14 protein-coding genes are annotated in these 18,394 nt (G+C 32.5%); 3 read left to right on the top strand and 11 right to left on the bottom strand.

The annotated features are described in order from the left end of the window. Nucleotides 1-30: 30 nt before the first annotated feature. Both B0A65_RS00790 and B0A65_RS00795 read right to left on the bottom strand, forming a co-directional pair. On the bottom strand, nt 31-2,031 hold the full coding sequence (locus B0A65_RS00790; RefSeq protein WP_074660774.1) for a fumarate reductase/succinate dehydrogenase flavoprotein subunit: 2,001 nt from the start codon (nt 2,029-2,031) through the stop codon (nt 31-33). Between the two features lie 11 nt (nt 2,032-2,042). After that, the gene (locus tag B0A65_RS00795) at nt 2,043-2,708 is read right to left on the bottom strand and encodes a succinate dehydrogenase cytochrome b subunit (RefSeq protein ID WP_074660772.1); all 666 of its coding nucleotides are present in this window, start codon (nt 2,706-2,708) and stop codon (nt 2,043-2,045) included. Nucleotides 2,709-3,071: 363 nt separating this feature from the next. Here B0A65_RS00795 and B0A65_RS00800 point away from each other — a divergent pair, with 363 nt between their 5' ends. Then, entirely contained in the window at nt 3,072-4,433 is a 1,362-nt protein-coding gene (locus tag B0A65_RS00800; protein WP_074660771.1) for a hydroxymethylglutaryl-CoA synthase family protein, read from the top strand. A gap of 198 nt (nt 4,434-4,631) precedes the next feature. On the opposite strand, the gene B0A65_RS00805 is transcribed toward B0A65_RS00800, so the two are convergent. The 7 genes from B0A65_RS00805 to B0A65_RS00840 all read right to left on the bottom strand — a co-directional run bounded on the left by B0A65_RS00805 (nt 4,632) and on the right by B0A65_RS00840 (nt 10,675). Next, on the bottom strand, nt 4,632-4,811 hold the full coding sequence (locus tag B0A65_RS00805) for a hypothetical protein (RefSeq protein WP_074660769.1): 180 nt from the start codon (nt 4,809-4,811) through the stop codon (nt 4,632-4,634). 509 nt (nt 4,812-5,320) lie between these two features. Then, a complete protein-coding gene (locus B0A65_RS00815) occupies nt 5,321-5,881 on the bottom strand; it encodes a hypothetical protein (RefSeq protein WP_074660766.1) in 561 nt (186 codons plus the stop codon). Nucleotides 5,882-5,982: 101 nt separating this feature from the next. After that, a complete protein-coding gene (locus tag B0A65_RS00820; protein ID WP_074660764.1) occupies nt 5,983-6,723 on the bottom strand; it encodes a LytTR family DNA-binding domain-containing protein in 741 nt (246 codons plus the stop codon). Next, on the bottom strand, nt 6,723-7,160 hold the full coding sequence (locus B0A65_RS00825) for a GNAT family N-acetyltransferase (RefSeq protein ID WP_074660763.1): 438 nt from the start codon (nt 7,158-7,160) through the stop codon (nt 6,723-6,725). Before B0A65_RS00825 ends, B0A65_RS00820 begins: the two co-directional genes overlap by 1 nt. 46 nt (nt 7,161-7,206) lie before the next feature. Further along, nucleotides 7,207-8,265, bottom strand: a complete 1,059-nt coding sequence (locus tag B0A65_RS00830; RefSeq protein WP_074660761.1) for a GTP pyrophosphokinase — start codon at nt 8,263-8,265, stop codon at nt 7,207-7,209. Nucleotides 8,266-8,888: 623 nt separating this feature from the next. Continuing rightward, the gene (locus B0A65_RS00835) at nt 8,889-10,139 is read right to left on the bottom strand and encodes a leucine-rich repeat domain-containing protein (RefSeq protein WP_074660758.1); all 1,251 of its coding nucleotides are present in this window, start codon (nt 10,137-10,139) and stop codon (nt 8,889-8,891) included. Then, nucleotides 10,136-10,675: a hypothetical protein gene (locus B0A65_RS00840; protein WP_074660756.1), complete on the bottom strand. Its 540-nt coding sequence runs from the start codon at nt 10,673-10,675 to the stop codon at nt 10,136-10,138. The genes B0A65_RS00835 and B0A65_RS00840 overlap by 4 nt, the downstream gene beginning before the upstream one ends. Nucleotides 10,676-11,195: 520 nt before the next feature. Here B0A65_RS00840 and B0A65_RS00845 point away from each other — a divergent pair. Further along, complete coding sequence (locus B0A65_RS00845) at nt 11,196-12,488, top strand: aminopeptidase P family protein (protein ID WP_074660754.1); 1,293 nt, start codon at nt 11,196-11,198, stop codon at nt 12,486-12,488. Nucleotides 12,489-12,700: 212 nt separating this feature from the next. Beyond that, the gene (locus B0A65_RS00850; RefSeq protein WP_074661021.1) at nt 12,701-13,480 is read left to right on the top strand and encodes an alpha/beta fold hydrolase; all 780 of its coding nucleotides are present in this window, start codon (nt 12,701-12,703) and stop codon (nt 13,478-13,480) included. Between the two features lie 508 nt (nt 13,481-13,988). On the opposite strand, the gene B0A65_RS00855 is transcribed toward B0A65_RS00850, so the two are convergent. Both B0A65_RS00855 and B0A65_RS00860 read right to left on the bottom strand, forming a co-directional pair. Next, nucleotides 13,989-16,754: a PD-(D/E)XK nuclease family protein gene (locus B0A65_RS00855; protein WP_074660753.1), complete on the bottom strand. Its 2,766-nt coding sequence runs from the start codon at nt 16,752-16,754 to the stop codon at nt 13,989-13,991. Between the two features lie 63 nt (nt 16,755-16,817). Beyond that, a complete protein-coding gene (locus B0A65_RS00860) occupies nt 16,818-18,299 on the bottom strand; it encodes an OmpA family protein (protein ID WP_074660751.1) in 1,482 nt (493 codons plus the stop codon). Nucleotides 18,300-18,394 lie beyond the last annotated feature (95 nt).

The raw sequence follows: 18,394 nt of genomic DNA on the forward strand, positions 1-18,394 counted from the left end.
ATTAAGTAAGTATCTTGACTTTCTTAAATACTATTTGTAGCTTCTTTGAACTAATTTAATGTTTTCGTAAACTAGAGGTTCTTTGTGTAATACGGCATCACTTGGTTTTCCTTTGTATTCCCAGGCTGCAACGTATGCAAAGTTTTCGTCATCACGAAGTGCTTCTCCTTCTTCAGTTTGGTATTCTTCACGGAAGTGACCTCCACAAGATTCATTACGGTGTAATGCATCTTTCGCGAACAATTCTCCTAACTCTAAGAAATCGGCAACACGTGTCGCTTTCTCTAATTCCTGATTAAATTCGTTAGCGCTTCCAGGAACTTTTACATCTTTATAAAACTCTTCACGTAGCGCCGCAATTTCTTCGATAGCTTCAGTTAAACCTTTAGCGTTACGAGCCATACCTACTTTATCCCACATGATTTTTCCTAATTTCTTGTGGAAATAATCTACAGAATGAGTTCCTTTATTATTGATAAATCTATCGATTTGATCTTTTACTTCTTTCTCTGCCGCTACGAATTCTGGTAAATCTGTAGAAATTTCACCCATTTTAATATCCGGAGCTAAATAATCTCCAATAGTATAAGGAAGTACAAAATATCCATCAGCTAAACCTTGCATCAAAGCAGAAGCTCCAAGTCTGTTTGCTCCGTGATCAGAGAAGTTTGATTCTCCAATTGAGAAACATCCCGGAATTGTAGTCATTAAGTTATAATCAACCCATGTTCCACCCATTGTGTAGTGAACCGCAGGGTAAATCATCATTGGTGTTGTATAAGGATCTTCGTCAACGATTTTGTAATACATCTGGAATAAGTTTCCGTATTTACTTTTCACGATGGCAGCTCCTAATTTAGTTACCAAAGCAGCATCTTTATCATCTAAACCTTTTACATAAGCATCTTCAGTTCCGTAACGTTTAATTGCTGCTGCGAAATCTAAGTAAACTGCTTCACCTGTTTTGTTAACTCCAAAACCAGCATCACATCTTTCTTTTGCAGCACGAGACGCAACGTCACGAGGTACTAAGTTACCAAAAGCAGGATATCTTCTTTCTAAGAAATAATCTCTTTCCGCTTCAGATAAATCAGTTGCTTTTTTCTTTCCTTCACGAATTGCCTGAGCATCTTCTAATTTTGCAGGAACCCAAATACGACCATCATTACGTAACGATTCAGACATCAAAGTCAGTTTTGACTGGTGATCTCCAGAAACCGGAATACAGGTTGGGTGAATTTGTGTGTAACAAGGATTTGCAAAAAATGCTCCTTTTTTATGAATTTTCCAAGCTGCTGTTGCGTTACTTCCCATAGCATTTGTTGACAAGAAAAATACGTTTCCGTATCCTCCAGAACCTACTACTACCGCATGAGCAGAATGTCTTTCTATTTCTCCTGTAACTAAGTTACGAGCGATAATACCTCTTGCTTTTCCGTTTACGATTACGATGTCAAGCATCTCGTGACGGTTGTACATTTTTACTTTACCACGACCAATCTGACGGTTCATTGCTGAATAAGCTCCTAACAATAATTGTTGTCCAGTTTGTCCTTGTGCGTAAAAAGTACGTGAAACCAAAGTTCCTCCAAAAGAACGGTTATCTAAAAGTCCGCCATATTCACGAGCCAATGGCACCCCTTGAGCCACACACTGGTCAATAATATTTGCCGAAACTTCAGCCAAACGGTGAACGTTTGCCTCACGTGCACGGTAGTCACCCCCTTTTACAGTATCGTAAAATAATCTGTAAACCGAGTCACCGTCACCTTTATAATTTTTTGCTGCATTGATTCCCCCTTGTGCTGCAATAGAGTGCGCACGTCTTGGTGAATCCTGGAAGCAAAATGCTTTTACGTTATATCCTAACTCAGCCAAAGTAGCTGCTGCAGAACCTCCAGCTAAACCTGTACCAACAATGATAATATCTAAATTACGTTTGTTAGCAGGGTTTACTAAATTAATATGATCTTTATAATTTGTCCATTTGTCCGATATAGGGCCGTTTGGAATTTTTGAATCTAATGCCATTATAATTGATATTAATTATTGAAATGATGAAATAATGCGATGATGATGAAAAGTGCTGGTACAATTACCGCAAATCCATAACCAACTTTGCTTAAGAAGCGAGAGTATTTATTGTGCATTCCCATTGACTGAAGAGACGATGCGAATCCGTGCCAAAGGTGAAAACCTAAAAGCACGAAAGAAATGCAGTATAATCCCGTACGAATTGGATCATGAAACTTATGCACTAATTCTCCATAATATCTTGTTGCATCTGGCGCATTCCCTACAATATATTTGTAGTTAACTTCTGGAAACCAAAAATCATAAAAGTGCAATCCTAAGAAAGCCAAGATTACTAATCCAGAAATAATCATATTTCTAGAACTCCATGAAGCATTTGCAGCTCCATTGTATTTTGCATACGCAATTGGTCTTGCTGCAGTATTTTGAGCAGTCAGTACAAATCCCATAACAAAATGGAAAATTACTCCGAATGCCAAAACAGGTTGCATTACATATTGAATTAGCGGATTGTAACCCATAAAGTGAGATGCTTCGTTAAAAACATTTTCACTAATAACGGAAATGAAATTTAAGGTAACATGCAGCGCTAAAAACGTGATTAAGAATATTCCCGAAAGTGCCATTGCCACTTTCTTTAAGATGGAAGCATTCAACTGTGCAGATTGTGCCATAAGTGTTTAAGTAGTTTGTTTTAAAAAATTAGACAAAAATAACGCAATTAACAAAGAACTACAACCATTTCGTTGTTATTTATAATCATTTTAAAATAGACTACGTATTACGTACATCTACGTATAAAAAATACTTATTATCAAATAATTTTATTATAAAAAACTAAAAACGCACACTTTACAGAAAATATTTCGCGGTAATATGAGCCCTACAGACAGTCATAAAACTTTGTCAAATTGATATTTTAATTAAACTTTTAATTTATTTTCTTCAAAAGTGTCTTCTCATTTAAATTTTATAGCCGAAAAAAATGGTCAATCCATTACATAATTTTACCTTTATCGGCTTCAAAAAAAATGAGAATGAAAACAGGAATTGATGCTATTTCTTTTGATGTAGCCAACATACACTTACCCATCAGAACTTTGGCTGTTGCCAGAAACATTGAACCCGAAAAATTAGAAAAAGGTCTTGGATTAATTAAAATGACCTTACCAGATGTTCACCAGGATGCTGTAGTTTTTGGAGCAAACGCTTTAACTAAACTTATTTTGGAGAACGAAATAAACCTAAACGAAATCAGCCGGATTTACGTGGGTACCGAAAGCGGTATCGACAGCTCAAAACCCATCAGCTCCTATTTAATCAATTTAATGGAACAGAAATTTGGCGAAGACACGCTTGCCGAATGCGATGTTGTCGATTTTACTTTTGCCTGTATTGGTGGTGTTGACGCTTTACAAAACTGTATTGATTTTGTAAAATTGAATCCGACGAAAAAAGCAATTGTGGTTACGACTGATTTTGCGAAATACGATTTAAATTCAACGGGAGAATATACGCAAGGTGCCGGTGCTCTGGCAATGCTGGTAACTTCAAATCCAAGAATTATTGCTTTTGACGAAAATTGGACTACAAGCACTAAAGGTGTTTTCGACTTTTTCAAACCTTACAGAACTATCTCGAAAGAAACAATTACAAAAAACGAGAACAACGATCCATGGTTTGATAACTTAGAAGCTGAAATTGAAATCCACAAAGACCAGCCGGTTTTTGACGGTCAGTATTCAAATCAATGTTATATGGATCGTACGCGAAATGCTTACTTCTCTTTCAAAAAATTAAAAAATACTACCGAGACTTTATACAATACCTGGAACAGTATTATCATGCACCTTCCCTATTCTTTTCAGGGACGCAGAATGTTATCTGAAATTTATGCTTTAGATAGTGCAGATAAAATCATTGCAGAAAATATCGCGCCTGCAGATTATCAGAATAAAATTAAAGAAGTTGGGAAATCAGACGAATACAAAAAGTTTGTAACCGGGAAATTACAACCTGCAGAATTGGCTTCTTCTTTAATTGGAAACCTGTACACAGGTTCTATTTTCATGGGATTATTATCAACTTTGGCACATTATTACGATACAAAACAAGAAGTTACCGGAACTAAATTTGGATTTTTGGCTTACGGAAGCGGATCGAAATCGAAAGTTTTTGAAGGAACAATTCAACCAGAATGGCAATCGGCTTTAGCAAAAGTGAAACTTTTTGAAAATCTGGAAGAAAGTGTAGAAATTGGTTTTGAAACTTATGAAAGTCTTCATAAAAAACAACAAAAACAAAGTGTTCGAACTCCTAAAAATGAATGGGTTCTAGATCGAATTGAAAAAGAAATTCCTAATTTGATTGGGGCTCGTTATTATAAATGGATTAATTAATAAAATTCCAAATTTTTAAATTCCAAATTCCAATAAACACAAAAACCGAAGCTTAATGTTTCGGTTTTTTTATGCTTTACTATTAAATTTAACCGCTAAGGACGCTAAGAATTACGCAAGGTTCGCAAAGCTTTGCGAACTTATCTTAATACGGTGCATAGATAAAAACTTTTGCGCACTTTGCGGTTAAATAAAAAATCAATCCTTCTTATGCTGTTCCGTATAAGTTTGATTTCCCTTATTTGCCTCGTCATGAACATGCATTCCGTTTGACATTCCGAGCATAAAGGCAGTTATAATTAAAAGTAGTTTTCTTTTTATCCAATGAAGTGGTCGTTTAGATTGCGCTAAACGTGTATTATTTTTGTGTTTATACATTTTAAAATGATAAATGATTAGACATTATTTTATCATCTTATGCGTTGAAGCGCATAAATGCCCAGAAATTTCTAAGCGCTGTATAAACTTTTATATAAATTGTTGGAATTAATTGTTTCATTTATAAAAATAGCTTGTCTTATAAATGAAGTTATATTTTGATGAAGAAGATTTTGTAACTTTCGAATAATGTGAAGTTGAAAACTGCGAACCTGTTTAAACTCCAGATAGTTGACAGGAATTAAAAACGCAATTTTTATTCGGGAAGAAAATTGATTAAAAGCGTATAAACGAGATTTTTTAGAATATAATTCTCGCTTTAATACAACAAAAGAAGACTGATAATAATCTGTCGATTTTGATTGAGAAACCAAAGTACCATCACTTGCAATCACGACGAAAGCGAGAAAGAGATAGATTAGGTATTTTAGGTTTTTATTCAATTTTATTTGAATTATCAAGTTCAAGCGAAAATACAAATTAAAACCACAACTTCACTCTGTCAAAATTTATTTCGAAACTAATTCTTTTTCCTCTTTTCTATATAAAAGCAAACCTAATCCTAAAACAAAAACTACACAACTCAACAACATATAAGTACCATTTTTCAATATAAAAAACGAAAAACCAATTGCCAGCGAAGAAATAAAAACCATTAAAAAACTTATCGTATTTGTTTTGATAAAATTCAACGCATGAAGAGATAGGCCAATAAAAAGTAAAGACGGCCCAACAATCACAAAAGGATACAAAATCGATGGTACATTATTAATATGCTGACTTAATTGTTCTCGGGCAGAATCGTCATTACCGTAACCCGTCATGATAAAATCGATTGTACAGAGTCCGATGTGGGCAATAACACCTAAAGTTGTCACAAAAGAAGCAATTGAATTTAATCTATTCTTACGAAATGCATCATTAAATGATAATAACAAACAAGCACCAATTAAATTAAACCAATGTGCAAAATCGATTGGTTTTTGAAAATTGGGCAAAACTTTTGAAAAAAGTAAATAACTGATCAGAAAAAATAATAATCCGAGAAGGCAAAGTTGTTTTGTTGTCATAATTTATTTTTTAAATTGATGAGACAAAACTAAAATGAAAAATTGCTGTAAATGCCAATATCGTTGACTTTGGTACAAAACCGATTGTTTTAGGTACGAAATTACAAGACCAATAAACTTTCTTTATAATTCTTAGAAACGGGAAGTTCAATTTGAGTTAAAATAATGGTGTTTGAATTTCTCCAGGACTTAAAATGACTTGGATTTATTAAATGGGAACGATGAATCTGAATTAAAAAAGTAAAATCTTCAAGAATCTTTTTGAGTGAAGAACGAAGCAGTTTTGAATGCAATTTTTCGTTTTCTAGATAAAAGATCTCTACATAATTTTGAGCATTGGAAATACAAACCAAATCGGATTTTTTGATTTTCAAAATGTCTAATTTATTTTCTCCTGTGAAGGTGAGAACATCCTCTTTTATCGGAATGAGTTTGATAAGATATCGTCTTGCCAGAATAATTACGGGAGTTAAAATCAAGGCAATTTTAATGAAAATGATAGAGAAGAATTCTGAAAAAGTATATCCGCCTTTTAGAATCGGACTTTTATAAAAGGCATAAATTCCAAACAAATAAATTAGAAAAAAGAAAAAAATATTCGCTATTTCTAAACTGAGATTCCATTTTGAGATTTTCTTGTAAATTCTAATTTGAAGAACAGCCAAAACGCCATAACACAAAAAAGCCAAAACACTAAAACCAAAACTGATTAAGAACCAGGATCGGAAATTTAAAGTTCCGTCGTCAAAAGGTTTTATGATGAAAGCGAAAGCAAAAATCCATAGCGCCATAAGCAACCCAACTACCAAATGATGTTTTATTGATGGATTTAGTTCTTTCATTACTTATAAATCGTAAACTTATTGTGTGATAAAGTAAAACCCAAATTTTCATAAATCAAGACATTTTCTACTCTTCTTTTGTTTGTAGTTACTTCGATACTTTTTAACTTATTTTCTTCTGCATATTGCATGATGTCTTCTATAAGTTGTCTTCCGATGCCTTTACCCCTATACTTTTCATTTATAAAAAACTCTTGGATTTCACCAACTCGCCCGCAATGATGTAATAGATTTTGGGTATGAAAACTGATAAAACCTACTCCTTCATTTTCGTTTTCTGCAATTAGATAAAGATTGTTTGGGTTTGAAATGTTTTCATTGAAGATTGCTGCGAAGACTTCGAAGTCTAATTCTTCGTTTTCTAGTTCGCAGATTGATTTGTAGACGAAATTTAAGTCTTTGATATTTACTTTTCTTATTTGGAGGTTTGAGCACATAATCTTATAGTTGTGAGAATGAATTATAAATCTACATTACTAGATTTTAACTCGAACTTTTGGCTTTTTGAAAATTTTCAAGGAAAATTTCAGGTTTACCAGCAATTGAAATTTCCCCGTAATCCTGATATTCAATAATTTTTGAAATATCTTCCGTTTTTCCTGCTAAAAAATGCTGATAATAAAACAGTACGATTGTCAATCCCATTGTATAATACTTAAAATCTTTAGTAAATATTTTTAAATATCTGAAAAATGTTTCCTTGTCATTTTTTAAAGAATCTTCAATATCCTTAATTGTTTTAATACCAAATAATTCGAATCTTTCTGGTATTCCAATTAAATTATTTAGATCGGGACTATATTCCCAACCAGTAATTTGAGAAATTAAATCACGTGCTTCTATCAAAATATCATTTTCTAAATTAAATTGAAGTAATGATGCTTGATCAATTTTAACATTTTGAGGAGCATTCTTAATTAATTCTCCTACTTCGTTTTCATATTCCGACAATTCTCGTTTGAGCCTATCAAATTCTAAATCAGCAGTTTCAAGCAACGCAGCCAATCTATTGAAATTTCTTTTATATTGATCCGGTATCGCATATTTTCCTTTATATCCAAGATCATGTTCGATTTCAGCCCAAGCATGTTGCAATATTGACCTTATTTGAATTTCACATTTCAAATCTTTATAATTACGATACTCTGGAAGAGAAGCTCTAGAAGAATGCAAATTCACAACTAAATGAAGAGACTTATAACCAAATTGATCATTTTTGAGTTCTCTTTTATCTATTGAATTTTCGAGATCAACTAAAAATTCTCTTGAAACAATACCGGCAATAACATCAACATCACTTTCTAAGTAGGTAATAATTCTTATTCCTACCAAATCAGTTATATCATTTAAGAGATTATATTTACCTAATTTGTCATCTATTTTTTTCGTCAGACTTTCAATTTTTTTAGTCCTTGAACTTATATGATGAATCATTACATTTTCTTGCTCTAGTAAACTTAACAATAAGCCTTCAGCTCTTTCTCTATATAAATCAAGCCGCTTTTCACTTGCCAAAAAATCTGATAAAATTTTATCTTTCATCTACAAACTTTATTTGAAGGGTTCATTCCTTTTATTTTGTTTTTCTATATTATAATTAGCAATCAAATTATATTTGGTACCAATATACAAATTCCCCACAATTGAAAAACTCATTTCTTTTACAAGCAAATAAACTTCTTATGAAACCTTGAGCGTGAGGGATTGAGGCGGTATCCTTTTATGAAGCGGAGCGGAGTAAAAGATATAGCCGAAAGCCCGATTCGCCTTGGCAAACACACCCAATATTTAGATACTAAGATTCTGAGTCAACAATTTCAGATCGTTACTATTATTCCTCAGTCTTCGTTTTATTTTTTATCTGAATAAAATCGAAATCTGCTTCAAGACCGCTTCTTAAATTCACCACAGCTTTTTTCATGAAATGAAACACAATTGCAATCAATAGGACAAAAACAATTGTAACATTTCTAAAGAAAACTAAAAATGAATCTGCAAAATGAGAATGCCAAGCAATCAAAAACCCAAGATATAATATCACCAATAGGCTTTTGACTTTTTAGTTATTGCTGTGAGGATTTCGCTGTCGGTTATTTCGGCTTTTTGAATCATCATTAGCTTGAAAAATAGGTTTTAGTCATCTTCAAAATTTAAACGCAAACTTATCATCTTTCACAATTCAAACTATAACTTACATTTGGATCTTTAAAGTAACTCCATTTAGAATTTGCATAATCAACATTATCTACAATAATACACGAAAGGTTCTTATTGTTTTTAAAATCTATTAATAATGTACCAAAATTAGTGTTATTACCATTTTTTAAATTTAGACTTACAAGACTATTTGAAGAGCAATCAAGATATGCCGTTTTTAAGTTTTTAGAAATATCTAAATGTTTCAATTTATTTGACCTGCAATCTAAATTAAACAACTCTAAATTTCTAGAAACATCCAATTCAGAGAGTTTATTTTCCGAACAGAATAGACTAAAAAGTTTTAAATTTTTAGAAACATCAATCTTCTTTAATTCATTACTGTTTAGATATAACTCCGACAATATTACATTTTTTGAAGTATCTAAATTCTTTATTTTATTTTTATTGCAATCCAATGATTGCAGCTTCACATTTTTAGAAATATCGAAACTGGTTAATTGATTTTGTGAGCAACTTAAAAACTCTAATTTTAAATTTTTAGAAACATCCAAAACTGCTATCTCATTAACAAAGCAGTTTAAAAGAGTTAATCTGACATTTTTCGAAACATCTAAACTTTTTAATTTATTGTCTCTACAGAGCAACTTATTTAAATGCTTATTTTTCGAAAGATCCAAAAACTGAATTTGATTGAAAGAACAATCTAAATGCCTAATTTCTAAATTATTAGAAACATCTAAACTTAATATTTGATTTTTGCCACATTCTAAATTTGAAAGCTTTAAATTTTTAGAAATATCCAAACTTGTTAATTTGTTATCATAACAACCTAAATATGAAATATTTAAATTTTTAGAAACATCTAGATTCGTTAAGTGGTTATTGTAGCATTCTAAATATATTAATTTGGAGTTTTCAGACAAATTTAAACTAGTTATCTTATTTATAATACATTTCAATTTTGATAAATTCAAATTTTTAGAAACATCTAAGTTCGATAGTTCATTTTCAGAACAATCTAAATCCTCTAAAGCAATAAAATCCTGAATTCCAGTCAAATCTGAAATTTTTGAAGCATCGATTTCAAGTTCTTTTATTTTATCGATTGATTTTGTAAGCACTTTTCCATCAACATCACCAGAATCGTAACCTTTGGCAATTAGAGCCCTCTCAAAATTGGCATCAGGAATTAAAGTATATTGCGAGTAAACAACCGTATTTATTAAAAACAGTAAAAAAAAGACTTTTGATTTCATTGATTTTTTTTATTTTTTATTTGAATAAAATCGAAATCCGCTTCTAATTCACTACTCAAATTCGCGACAGCTTTTCTCATTAAAACAAAAAGTAAGACAATTAGTGAAATATAAAGAATGGTTATACTTCTAAAGAAAATCAAAAATAATTCTGGAAAATGAGAATGCCCTAAAATTGAAAATCCAACATAAAGAACCAGAAACACTATTGGCGCATAAACATTGCTATGGTTAAAAGCAGTTACTGAAGTACTTATTGAAACAGTATTGTTCTTAATATTAATTTTTCCAATTGCAATCGAACTATTATTATTAAAAAGTTCATAGCGTTTTCTTATTCTGAAATTATCCTTATAAACAGATCCAATATAATCATTATCACCATCAATGTATTTATCAAACTGCCTCGAAAAAAGATCACTAGAATTACCTTTGTCTACAATTTGTTTAAGGTTATCAAAAAAAACATCTTTATCAATTTCTAACTGATACTCAAATTGTTCTCTCAGTTTTAATTTTTCAAAAATTGCTGCCATTCTATTCGCTGTGTGATTTATTTATAAGGTTAGGTTAAAATATCTTTTACTATTTATAGTACATATGATTTCAAAATCTGCGAGACAATATACAAAATCTACAATTGAAAAATTATTCTCTTATGCAACAAAAAATTCTTTTAAATCCAAGATTCGCGTGAGGGATTGAGGCGGTATCCTTTTATGAAGCGGAGCGAAATAAAAGATATAGCCGAAAGCCCGGCCCGGAGGGACACGCCCTTATTAAGCTTCTAAGATTCTGAGTTGCTAAGCTGCTGAGATTTCCTCAATATTGTCATTTCGATGGAGGAGAAATCCCCGCAAGTAGCTCCGCCACCGGAACGCAATCTTTGTCGAGTTACTTGCGAGGATTTCTCGTGCCTCGAAATGACAAGATTACGCAGACAAAACTGGCCTTAAAAAAATCCCAAACAAATAATAAAACTTTAAGAAATCAACTGTGCGCCACTTATTCAAAAATCACTAATTTTGAAATTCGAAGTTCAAAAATTAAGTTATTATGAAATATCATCAAATAAACAGCGCTCTTTTTGTAAAAAATCGCAGAAAATTCACGGCAGAAATGAAACCTAATTCGGTTGCCGTTTTCAATTCAAATGACATTTACCCAATTAGTGCTGACAGTACTTTGCCGTTTGCGCAACACAGAGATATTTTTTATCTGAGCGGCGTTGATCAGGAAGAAAGCATTTTGCTTTTGTTTCCGGATGCGCCTTATGAGAACCAAAAAGAAATGCTTTTCCTGAAAGAAACCAACGATCATATTGCAGTTTGGGAAGGCGAAAAATTAAGCAAAGAACGCGCCTATCAGGTTTCGGGAATCAGAACGGTTTACTGGTTGCAGGATTTTCATAAAATTTTGAACGAGATGATGACGTATGCAGATACGATGTACATCAACACCAACGAACATTACCGTGCGACTGTTGAAACTGAAACGCGTGAAGCTCGTTTTATAAAATGGTGGAAAGAGCGTTATCCAGCACACAATGTAGCGAAAAGCAACCCAATTTTACAGCGTATTCGTTCTATAAAAGAAAGCGAAGAAATCGATTTGATTCAGCAAGCCTGTGATATTACAGAAAAAGGTTTCCGCAGATTATTATCGTTTGTAAAACCAAATGTTACGGAATATGAAATTGAGGCCGAATTGGCACACGAATTCATTCGTAACCGATCTAAAGGTTTTGCTTACACGCCAATTATTGCTTCGGGAAATAATGCGAACGTTTTGCATTATATCGAAAACAACCAACAATGTAAAGCGGGAGATTTGATTTTATTAGACGTTGCGGCAGAATATGCAAATTATTCAAGCGATATGACGAGAACGATTCCGGTTTCGGGAAAATTCTCTGAAAGACAAAAAGCGGTTTATAATGCAGTTTTGCGTGTTAAGAATGAAGCGACAACAATGTTGACTCCAGGAACGCTTTGGAAACAATATCATATAGAAGTGGGTAAAATCATGACTTCTGAATTGTTAGGTTTGGGTTTAATCGACAAAGCGGATGTTCAGAACGAAAATCAGGATTGGCCAGCTTACAAAAAATATTTCATGCACGGAACTTCACACCACATGGGATTAGATACACACGATTACGGATTACTTCATGAACCAATGAAAGCCAATATGGTTTTTACAGTTGAACCGGGAATTTATATTCCAGCTGAAGGTTTCGGAATTCGTCTGGAAGACAACGTTGTGGTTCAGGAAAAAGGAGCTCCGTTTAACTTAATGCGTAACATTCCGGTTGAAGTGGATGAGATTGAAAGTTTAATGAACTCATAGTCTCGCGATGAGAAAGATTTTTCTATTTGCTTTTTTAATGGGTTAAAGAACAGAAACGGTTTTCAGAAATGAAAGCCGTTTTTTTATCACAAAAATAATTTGACATAAAAAATACAATAACACTATAAAGTAAATAGTAACTCAAAAGCCTATATATTTCTTATACAGCTTGTGCTTTCTTATCTTTGTACCTTAAAATTTAAATTCTTATGTTGAAAAACATCGCCTATAAAAATACCAAAATATCGTATACCGATTCGGGAGAAGGAAATGCAATTGTATTGCTGCACGGCTTTCTGGAAAACAAAAAAATGTGGCAGGAATATGTCCATCTTTTTTCAAGACAATATCGCGTTATTACAATTGACTTATTAGGTCATGGCGAATCAGATTGTTTAGGTTACGTTCATACTATGGAAGAAAATGCAAATGCTGTTCAGGAAGTTTTAGCTTCATTAAAGATTGAAAAAGCAATTATCTTAGGGCATTCTATGGGAGGTTATGTTGGTTTGGCTTTCGCCGAATTATATCCGAAAAATATTCAGAAATTAGTTTTACTAAATTCAACATCAAAAGAAGACAGCGCTGAAAAAAAATTGAATCGAACTCGTGCCATAAAAGCCGTAAAACAAAATTATGTGAGTTTTGTTAGTTTAGCGATTGCCAATTTATTTAGTGAGAATAATAGAACCAGATTAGCAGATGAAATTGAAAAGATAAAAGAACAAGCGTTAAAAACTCCTTTACAAGGAATTATAGCCTCTCTTGAAGGAATGAAAATAAGAAAAGATCGTGAAGTGTTTTTACACGAAAATAGATTTCCGGTTCTATTAGTTTTAGGCAAAAAAGATCCGGTTTTAAATTATGAAGACAGCCTTTCTCAAATTGAAGATACAACTGTCGAATTAGTTTTATTTGAAGATGGACATATGAGTCAAATAGAAAATAAAGAAGAATTAAAACCCATCTTACAGGAGTTTTTTGGCAAATAAAATCAAAAAAGGCCATTTCAAAATAATTTTGAAACAGCCTTTTTATCATTTGTGGGGGCAAAAAATCTTAATTATTGTAATAATATATATTTTTTGATTTAAATATGCTTGACCATATCAAATCGATTGAACCCTTATTTTTAGATGGGCCAAAGATATTTTAATATTCGTAATTGCTCAACAAACACTTGTTAAAAAACGCCTGATTTGAAGACAAAAAATCACTTTTATTTATACTGTACTTTTTAGTCGTTATTAAAACACAGTAAGCAACAAAAACTAACAAAAAGAGAATATTTCTTTAAAAATACAACATTAGGATTCGGAAAATTCAATCAACATATTGATACTTAGCGCTATTTTTTCAAACTTAGAAAAGATTTATATAGTATTTCAAAATACTTCATTCTAAAAACGTCTAGAATTACTTTTGAAAAGAAAAAAAAGCAAACAGATTTTAAAGGAAAAATCATATTAAAAGAAACATCGAAACAAAACCTTTTTATTTTTATAGTATTTTTTCTTCAAAAGGAATGTTAGCATCAAATATTTCGTTTAACAGTAGTACAATTTCTTCCAGATAGTTCTTCAGAATTTCTTTAGTTACGATTGTATCCAATTCTTTCTCTTCTTTAAATCCAAAAGGCAAAAATCCAGATTTTAGGTTTTTAAAAGAAATAATTCCAACTTCTACCGGAAAATCTTTGGCTTCCATTTCAAACATAAACGCATAGGCCAAAACCTGAATAATTTTATCGTTTTTAAGCTCTTGTGTTAATCCCTTCCAGGATTTCAACACTACATTCGTCTTTTCAACTTTTCCGGTCTTATAATCAATGATTCTTATTTTTCCGTTGCGTAACTCAATTCTGTCAACATTTCCTTTAATTAAAACAGGAAAAGGCAAACTTGGATGAATTAACTCACGTGCGTAAGTTTGTTCCAACGCAATTATCTGAATAGCATCGCCATTTTGAATCGATTCTAATTCCATCTTCAGAAAATTAGAAACATTACGTTTCGCCACTTCAAAAGCTAAAAGGTTTCGTCCTTTTTTTATTTCACCTTCTTTATAAACCAATTTAAATTGTTTTAAAACTTCGTCGTCTAACAATTTAAAGCAATTTGAAATATCACTTTCTGAAATAAATTTAGTTATGAAAGGCTCGTAAAGTGCTTTCAAAGTTTCATGAATAATTGTTCCCAATGTATTTAAAGCGATATTTTCTTCTACTTCTTCTACTTCTCTGATACGAAGTATTTTTTGGAAATAAAAGTCAATCGGATTTCGAATATAACTAGTCAATGCCGATGGAGAAAAACCAGCTGTAGCAATTTCCCTTAGACGCTCCATAACTGCCTCTGATTTCGGAACAACCATTGGCTGGTACGCAGTCGTTGGCAAAACAGGATTATAAATATCAAAAGTAAGATTATGTTTTCTTTGTTTCTCCACTTCCAACTGTGTTATAAAACGGCTTCGCTCACCAGCATCTAAACCGTCATTTTCTGTATTATAAATTAAATATATATTTTTAGCCCTTTGTAATAAGTGATAAAAATGATAGGTATAAATGGCGTCTTTTTCTTTGAATGTTGGAAGACCTAATTCTTTCTTTACATCATATGGAATAAAAGAATTTTGAGATTTTCCGGCCGGAAACTTCCCTTCGTTCATAGAAGTTACAATAACCGTTTCAAAATCCAGAACACGACTCTCTAAAACACCCATGATTTGTAATCCACGCAGCGGCTCCCCTTCAAACGATACCTCCGCTACATCAATAACTTGTTTATAAATCGCATATAAAGTATCTATATTATCAATATGTTTATGTTGCAGGTAATAATTAGTCAATTTATTGATGACTTTAAAAATGGCATAAACAAAAGCTTTAGCTATTTTCTCCTCTTCATTGTCATTGCTGAAATTTTCTTTTATTAAGAGTAAAAGTGTCGAAATATTCTCAAGAACTGCCACCGCACCGTTTTCCCACTTTTTAAATAACAGGAGAAATAGATTTGATGGATTGGAATTAAGCTCAACAAGCCTGTTATGAGTAATGAAAGTATAATTATTCTCTTTAATAATCTTAACGAGATTACCCGCGTTGGCATAGGGCTCAACTAAAGGATGAGTCAGAACATCAAGTACATCTTTGTAATAAAGCACATAACTGTCGCTTTTTCTTGAAAGCGCATTGGTATGCATTTTAAACAATTTGGCAATCAATATTTGCGATGGATTATTCTTACCTGAATATCCCATTGTTATATTAAGTGCACCAACAGAAGATGGCAATGCATACAAAACAGGCATAAGAAGATTTTCTTCACCAAGAACAATTGCAACTTTATCAAGAGAAGAAATTTCGTTTTCAGTAATGATATTTTCTATAATACTACCTGCAAGTTTTGCCTGCCCAATCGTTTTTGGAGTGCCTATTACGTGAATATTCTTAGATTGAGAAAAGTCATCTACAATCCATTCAAAAGGATTTGCTTTATAATGTTTCCAGTTTTCTTTAAAACGTCGAACAAAGAGGCCTGCATCGTGATAAGGATCATTTAGAAAAGTTTGATCTACGTCCCAATATATTTTAGCCTGGTCCAGAGCGATAAGATGTTGCACTATTTTTTCTTCTGCAGCATTCAAGGCATTAAAACCAGCAAAAATAAAAGTGCGATTCGAAACTGCATTAGAAAAATGATTTAAATTATTAACTGCTTCACGGTAAATTAGACCTTGATAGCCAATTGATTTATTTAACAAATGTTCATAGAGCGATTTATAATATAATGGCAGCAGTTTCCAAAAATCGATATAATTTTCTAAGAGCTTTGTTTTGTTTTCAACTTCAATTCCCCATTTTTTAATATCCTCAATATCTTTCAGATAAGACAAAACATGCGAAGGGTCTAAAAGATAGCGATCGATTTCATTAAAATCCTGCAAAAGAGTTTTTGCCCAATTAGCAAATAGCTCAAATGATTGTTGATTTTGTTTTTCTGTAACAGAAAGATATACTTCGTAAAATTCAAATAATAATTCAATCGAATCTACAGAACGAATGGATGCCACATCTTGCACAAAATCTTCGATACTAATAATTTCAGGAGAAAGAATCGTTTTGTTAGTTTCTTTTTTTAAAGCTTCTATCAAAAAGACTTTAGCCCTTTTATTTGGCAAAATTATAGTTGTTTCGGCAAGTTTTGCTGAAAAATCACGAATGACAATGGTAGCAATTTTTTCTAAAAAAGAAGTATTTATCATTTGATAAAAATAAAAAAAGCCATTCAATTAAGAATGGCTTTTAGTATTTATTTAAACAGTAAATTATAGTTTACCTTGGTATTTAGAACCAATGTGTCTAATTTCTGTTCTTCTGTTTTGTGCTTTACCTGCAGCAGTTTTGTTGCTTCCAATTGGTTGAGAAGAACCAAATCCTTTAGAAACTAAGTTCTCTGGATTAACACCTCTTTCAATTAAAGCATTCATTACAGCAGCAGCTCTATCTTCAGAAAGTTTTTGATTCAATTTAACAGAACCTGTACTATCTGTGTGTCCTTCAATGCTGAATTTAGCGTTTGGATAGTTGATAAGGATTTGTTTGATTGCATCTAATCTAGCTGGAGTTTCTTTATCTCCTGTTTTGAAAGTAGCTTTTCCTGAGTTAAAGTAAACCGCTCTAGCTTGAACTTTAAGATCTTCTAAAGCTTCAGTAGTTACTTCTGGACAACCTCTGTTAGAAGCAGGACCATAAACTGTAGGACAGTCATCATCTTTATCAGCAACACCATCTTTGTCAGCGTCTAAGAAAGGACAACCACCATTTTCTTTAGGACCAGCAACAGTAGGACATTTGTCATCTTTATCAGCGATTCCGTCTCCGTCAGTATCAGGACAACCTTTTAAAGCAGCTAAACCAGCAACATCTGGACAAGCATCATCTTTATCAGCAATTCCGTCTCCGTCTGTATCAGGACATCCGTTTAATGCAGCTAAACCGAATACATCTGGACAAGCATCACTAGCGTCAACGATTCCGTCTCCGTCAGTATCAGGACATCCGTTGAATTGTTTTAAACCAGCAACATCTGGACAAGCATCGTCTTTGTCATAGATTCCGTCTCCGTCAGTATCTTTACCTCCGAATTTGAATACAAGACCTAAAGTGTGTTGCCAATGAGATGGAGTATCAATTTCTCCATTGTAGTCATTTCTTCCTGGATTATCTCCAGAACCAGCAGCAACAGCCCATTTGTATTTAGTAGCAAGCTCTAAACCAATAGCATCTGTAAACCAGAAAGTAACACCAGCACCTGGGTTAACTGTTCCAAAACTATCATCTCCTATGAAAGTATAACCTCCACCAACAGATAACGAAGGATCAATTACTTTAGATTTAATTAATTCCTGGAAGCTATATTTAATAGTAGCATCAATTCCATAATACATTAAATCACCAGGATTAGTAACTACATTACCTCTTCCATCGTGCCCAACAGCATTTGGTCTGAAATAAACCGCTTTATCAATTTTGTTTACAGAACCTTGTAAACCAACAGAGAAACCGTGACCTACATATCTGTTCACTCCAATGTAAGACAAAGAAGGAAGAATGTTCCAGTTGTCATCAGCAGCGAATAGCTGAGAAAAGTGTTGATCAAAGAAACCATGTCCAGCACCAGAACTGGTTCTAGTGTCAACGGCATTAACTCCAAAAGAGATAGCCCATGGATTGTTACTGTCTTGTGCGTGAGAACTTAAACCCATCACCATCATCACAGCAACTAAAAGTTTGTTAAGATGTTTCATACTTAATTTTTTTAATTACAATTTAGTTAATTACAGACAAAAGTAACACCAAAATTTTTAAATACAAAATGAAATGTTAAAAAAAACCTACAAAA

It is taken from the genome of Flavobacterium frigidimaris, assembly GCF_002217275.1.
Lineage (GTDB): Bacteria > Bacteroidota > Bacteroidia > Flavobacteriales > Flavobacteriaceae > Flavobacterium > Flavobacterium aquidurense.

Excerpts from the sequence above, each read along its gene's own strand:
- B0A65_RS00790 (WP_074660774.1), bottom strand. The coding sequence starts at position 2,031 with ATGGCATTAGATTCAAAAATTCCAAACGGCCCTATATCGGACAAATGG.
- B0A65_RS00795 (WP_074660772.1), bottom strand. The coding sequence starts at position 2,708 with ATGGCACAATCTGCACAGTTGAATGCTTCCATCTTAAAGAAAGTGGCA.
- B0A65_RS00800 (WP_074660771.1), top strand. The coding sequence starts at position 3,072 with ATGAAAACAGGAATTGATGCTATTTCTTTTGATGTAGCCAACATACAC.
- B0A65_RS00805 (WP_074660769.1), bottom strand. The coding sequence starts at position 4,811 with ATGTATAAACACAAAAATAATACACGTTTAGCGCAATCTAAACGACCA.
- B0A65_RS00815 (WP_074660766.1), bottom strand. The coding sequence starts at position 5,881 with ATGACAACAAAACAACTTTGCCTTCTCGGATTATTATTTTTTCTGATC.
- B0A65_RS00820 (WP_074660764.1), bottom strand. The coding sequence starts at position 6,723 with ATGAAAGAACTAAATCCATCAATAAAACATCATTTGGTAGTTGGGTTG.
- B0A65_RS00825 (WP_074660763.1), bottom strand. The coding sequence starts at position 7,160 with ATGTGCTCAAACCTCCAAATAAGAAAAGTAAATATCAAAGACTTAAAT.
- B0A65_RS00830 (WP_074660761.1), bottom strand. The coding sequence starts at position 8,265 with ATGAAAGATAAAATTTTATCAGATTTTTTGGCAAGTGAAAAGCGGCTT.
- B0A65_RS00835 (WP_074660758.1), bottom strand. The coding sequence starts at position 10,139 with ATGAAATCAAAAGTCTTTTTTTTACTGTTTTTAATAAATACGGTTGTT.
- B0A65_RS00840 (WP_074660756.1), bottom strand. The coding sequence starts at position 10,675 with ATGGCAGCAATTTTTGAAAAATTAAAACTGAGAGAACAATTTGAGTAT.
- B0A65_RS00845 (WP_074660754.1), top strand. The coding sequence starts at position 11,196 with ATGAAATATCATCAAATAAACAGCGCTCTTTTTGTAAAAAATCGCAGA.
- B0A65_RS00855 (WP_074660753.1), bottom strand. The coding sequence starts at position 16,754 with ATGATAAATACTTCTTTTTTAGAAAAAATTGCTACCATTGTCATTCGT.
- B0A65_RS00860 (WP_074660751.1), bottom strand. The coding sequence starts at position 18,299 with ATGAAACATCTTAACAAACTTTTAGTTGCTGTGATGATGGTGATGGGT.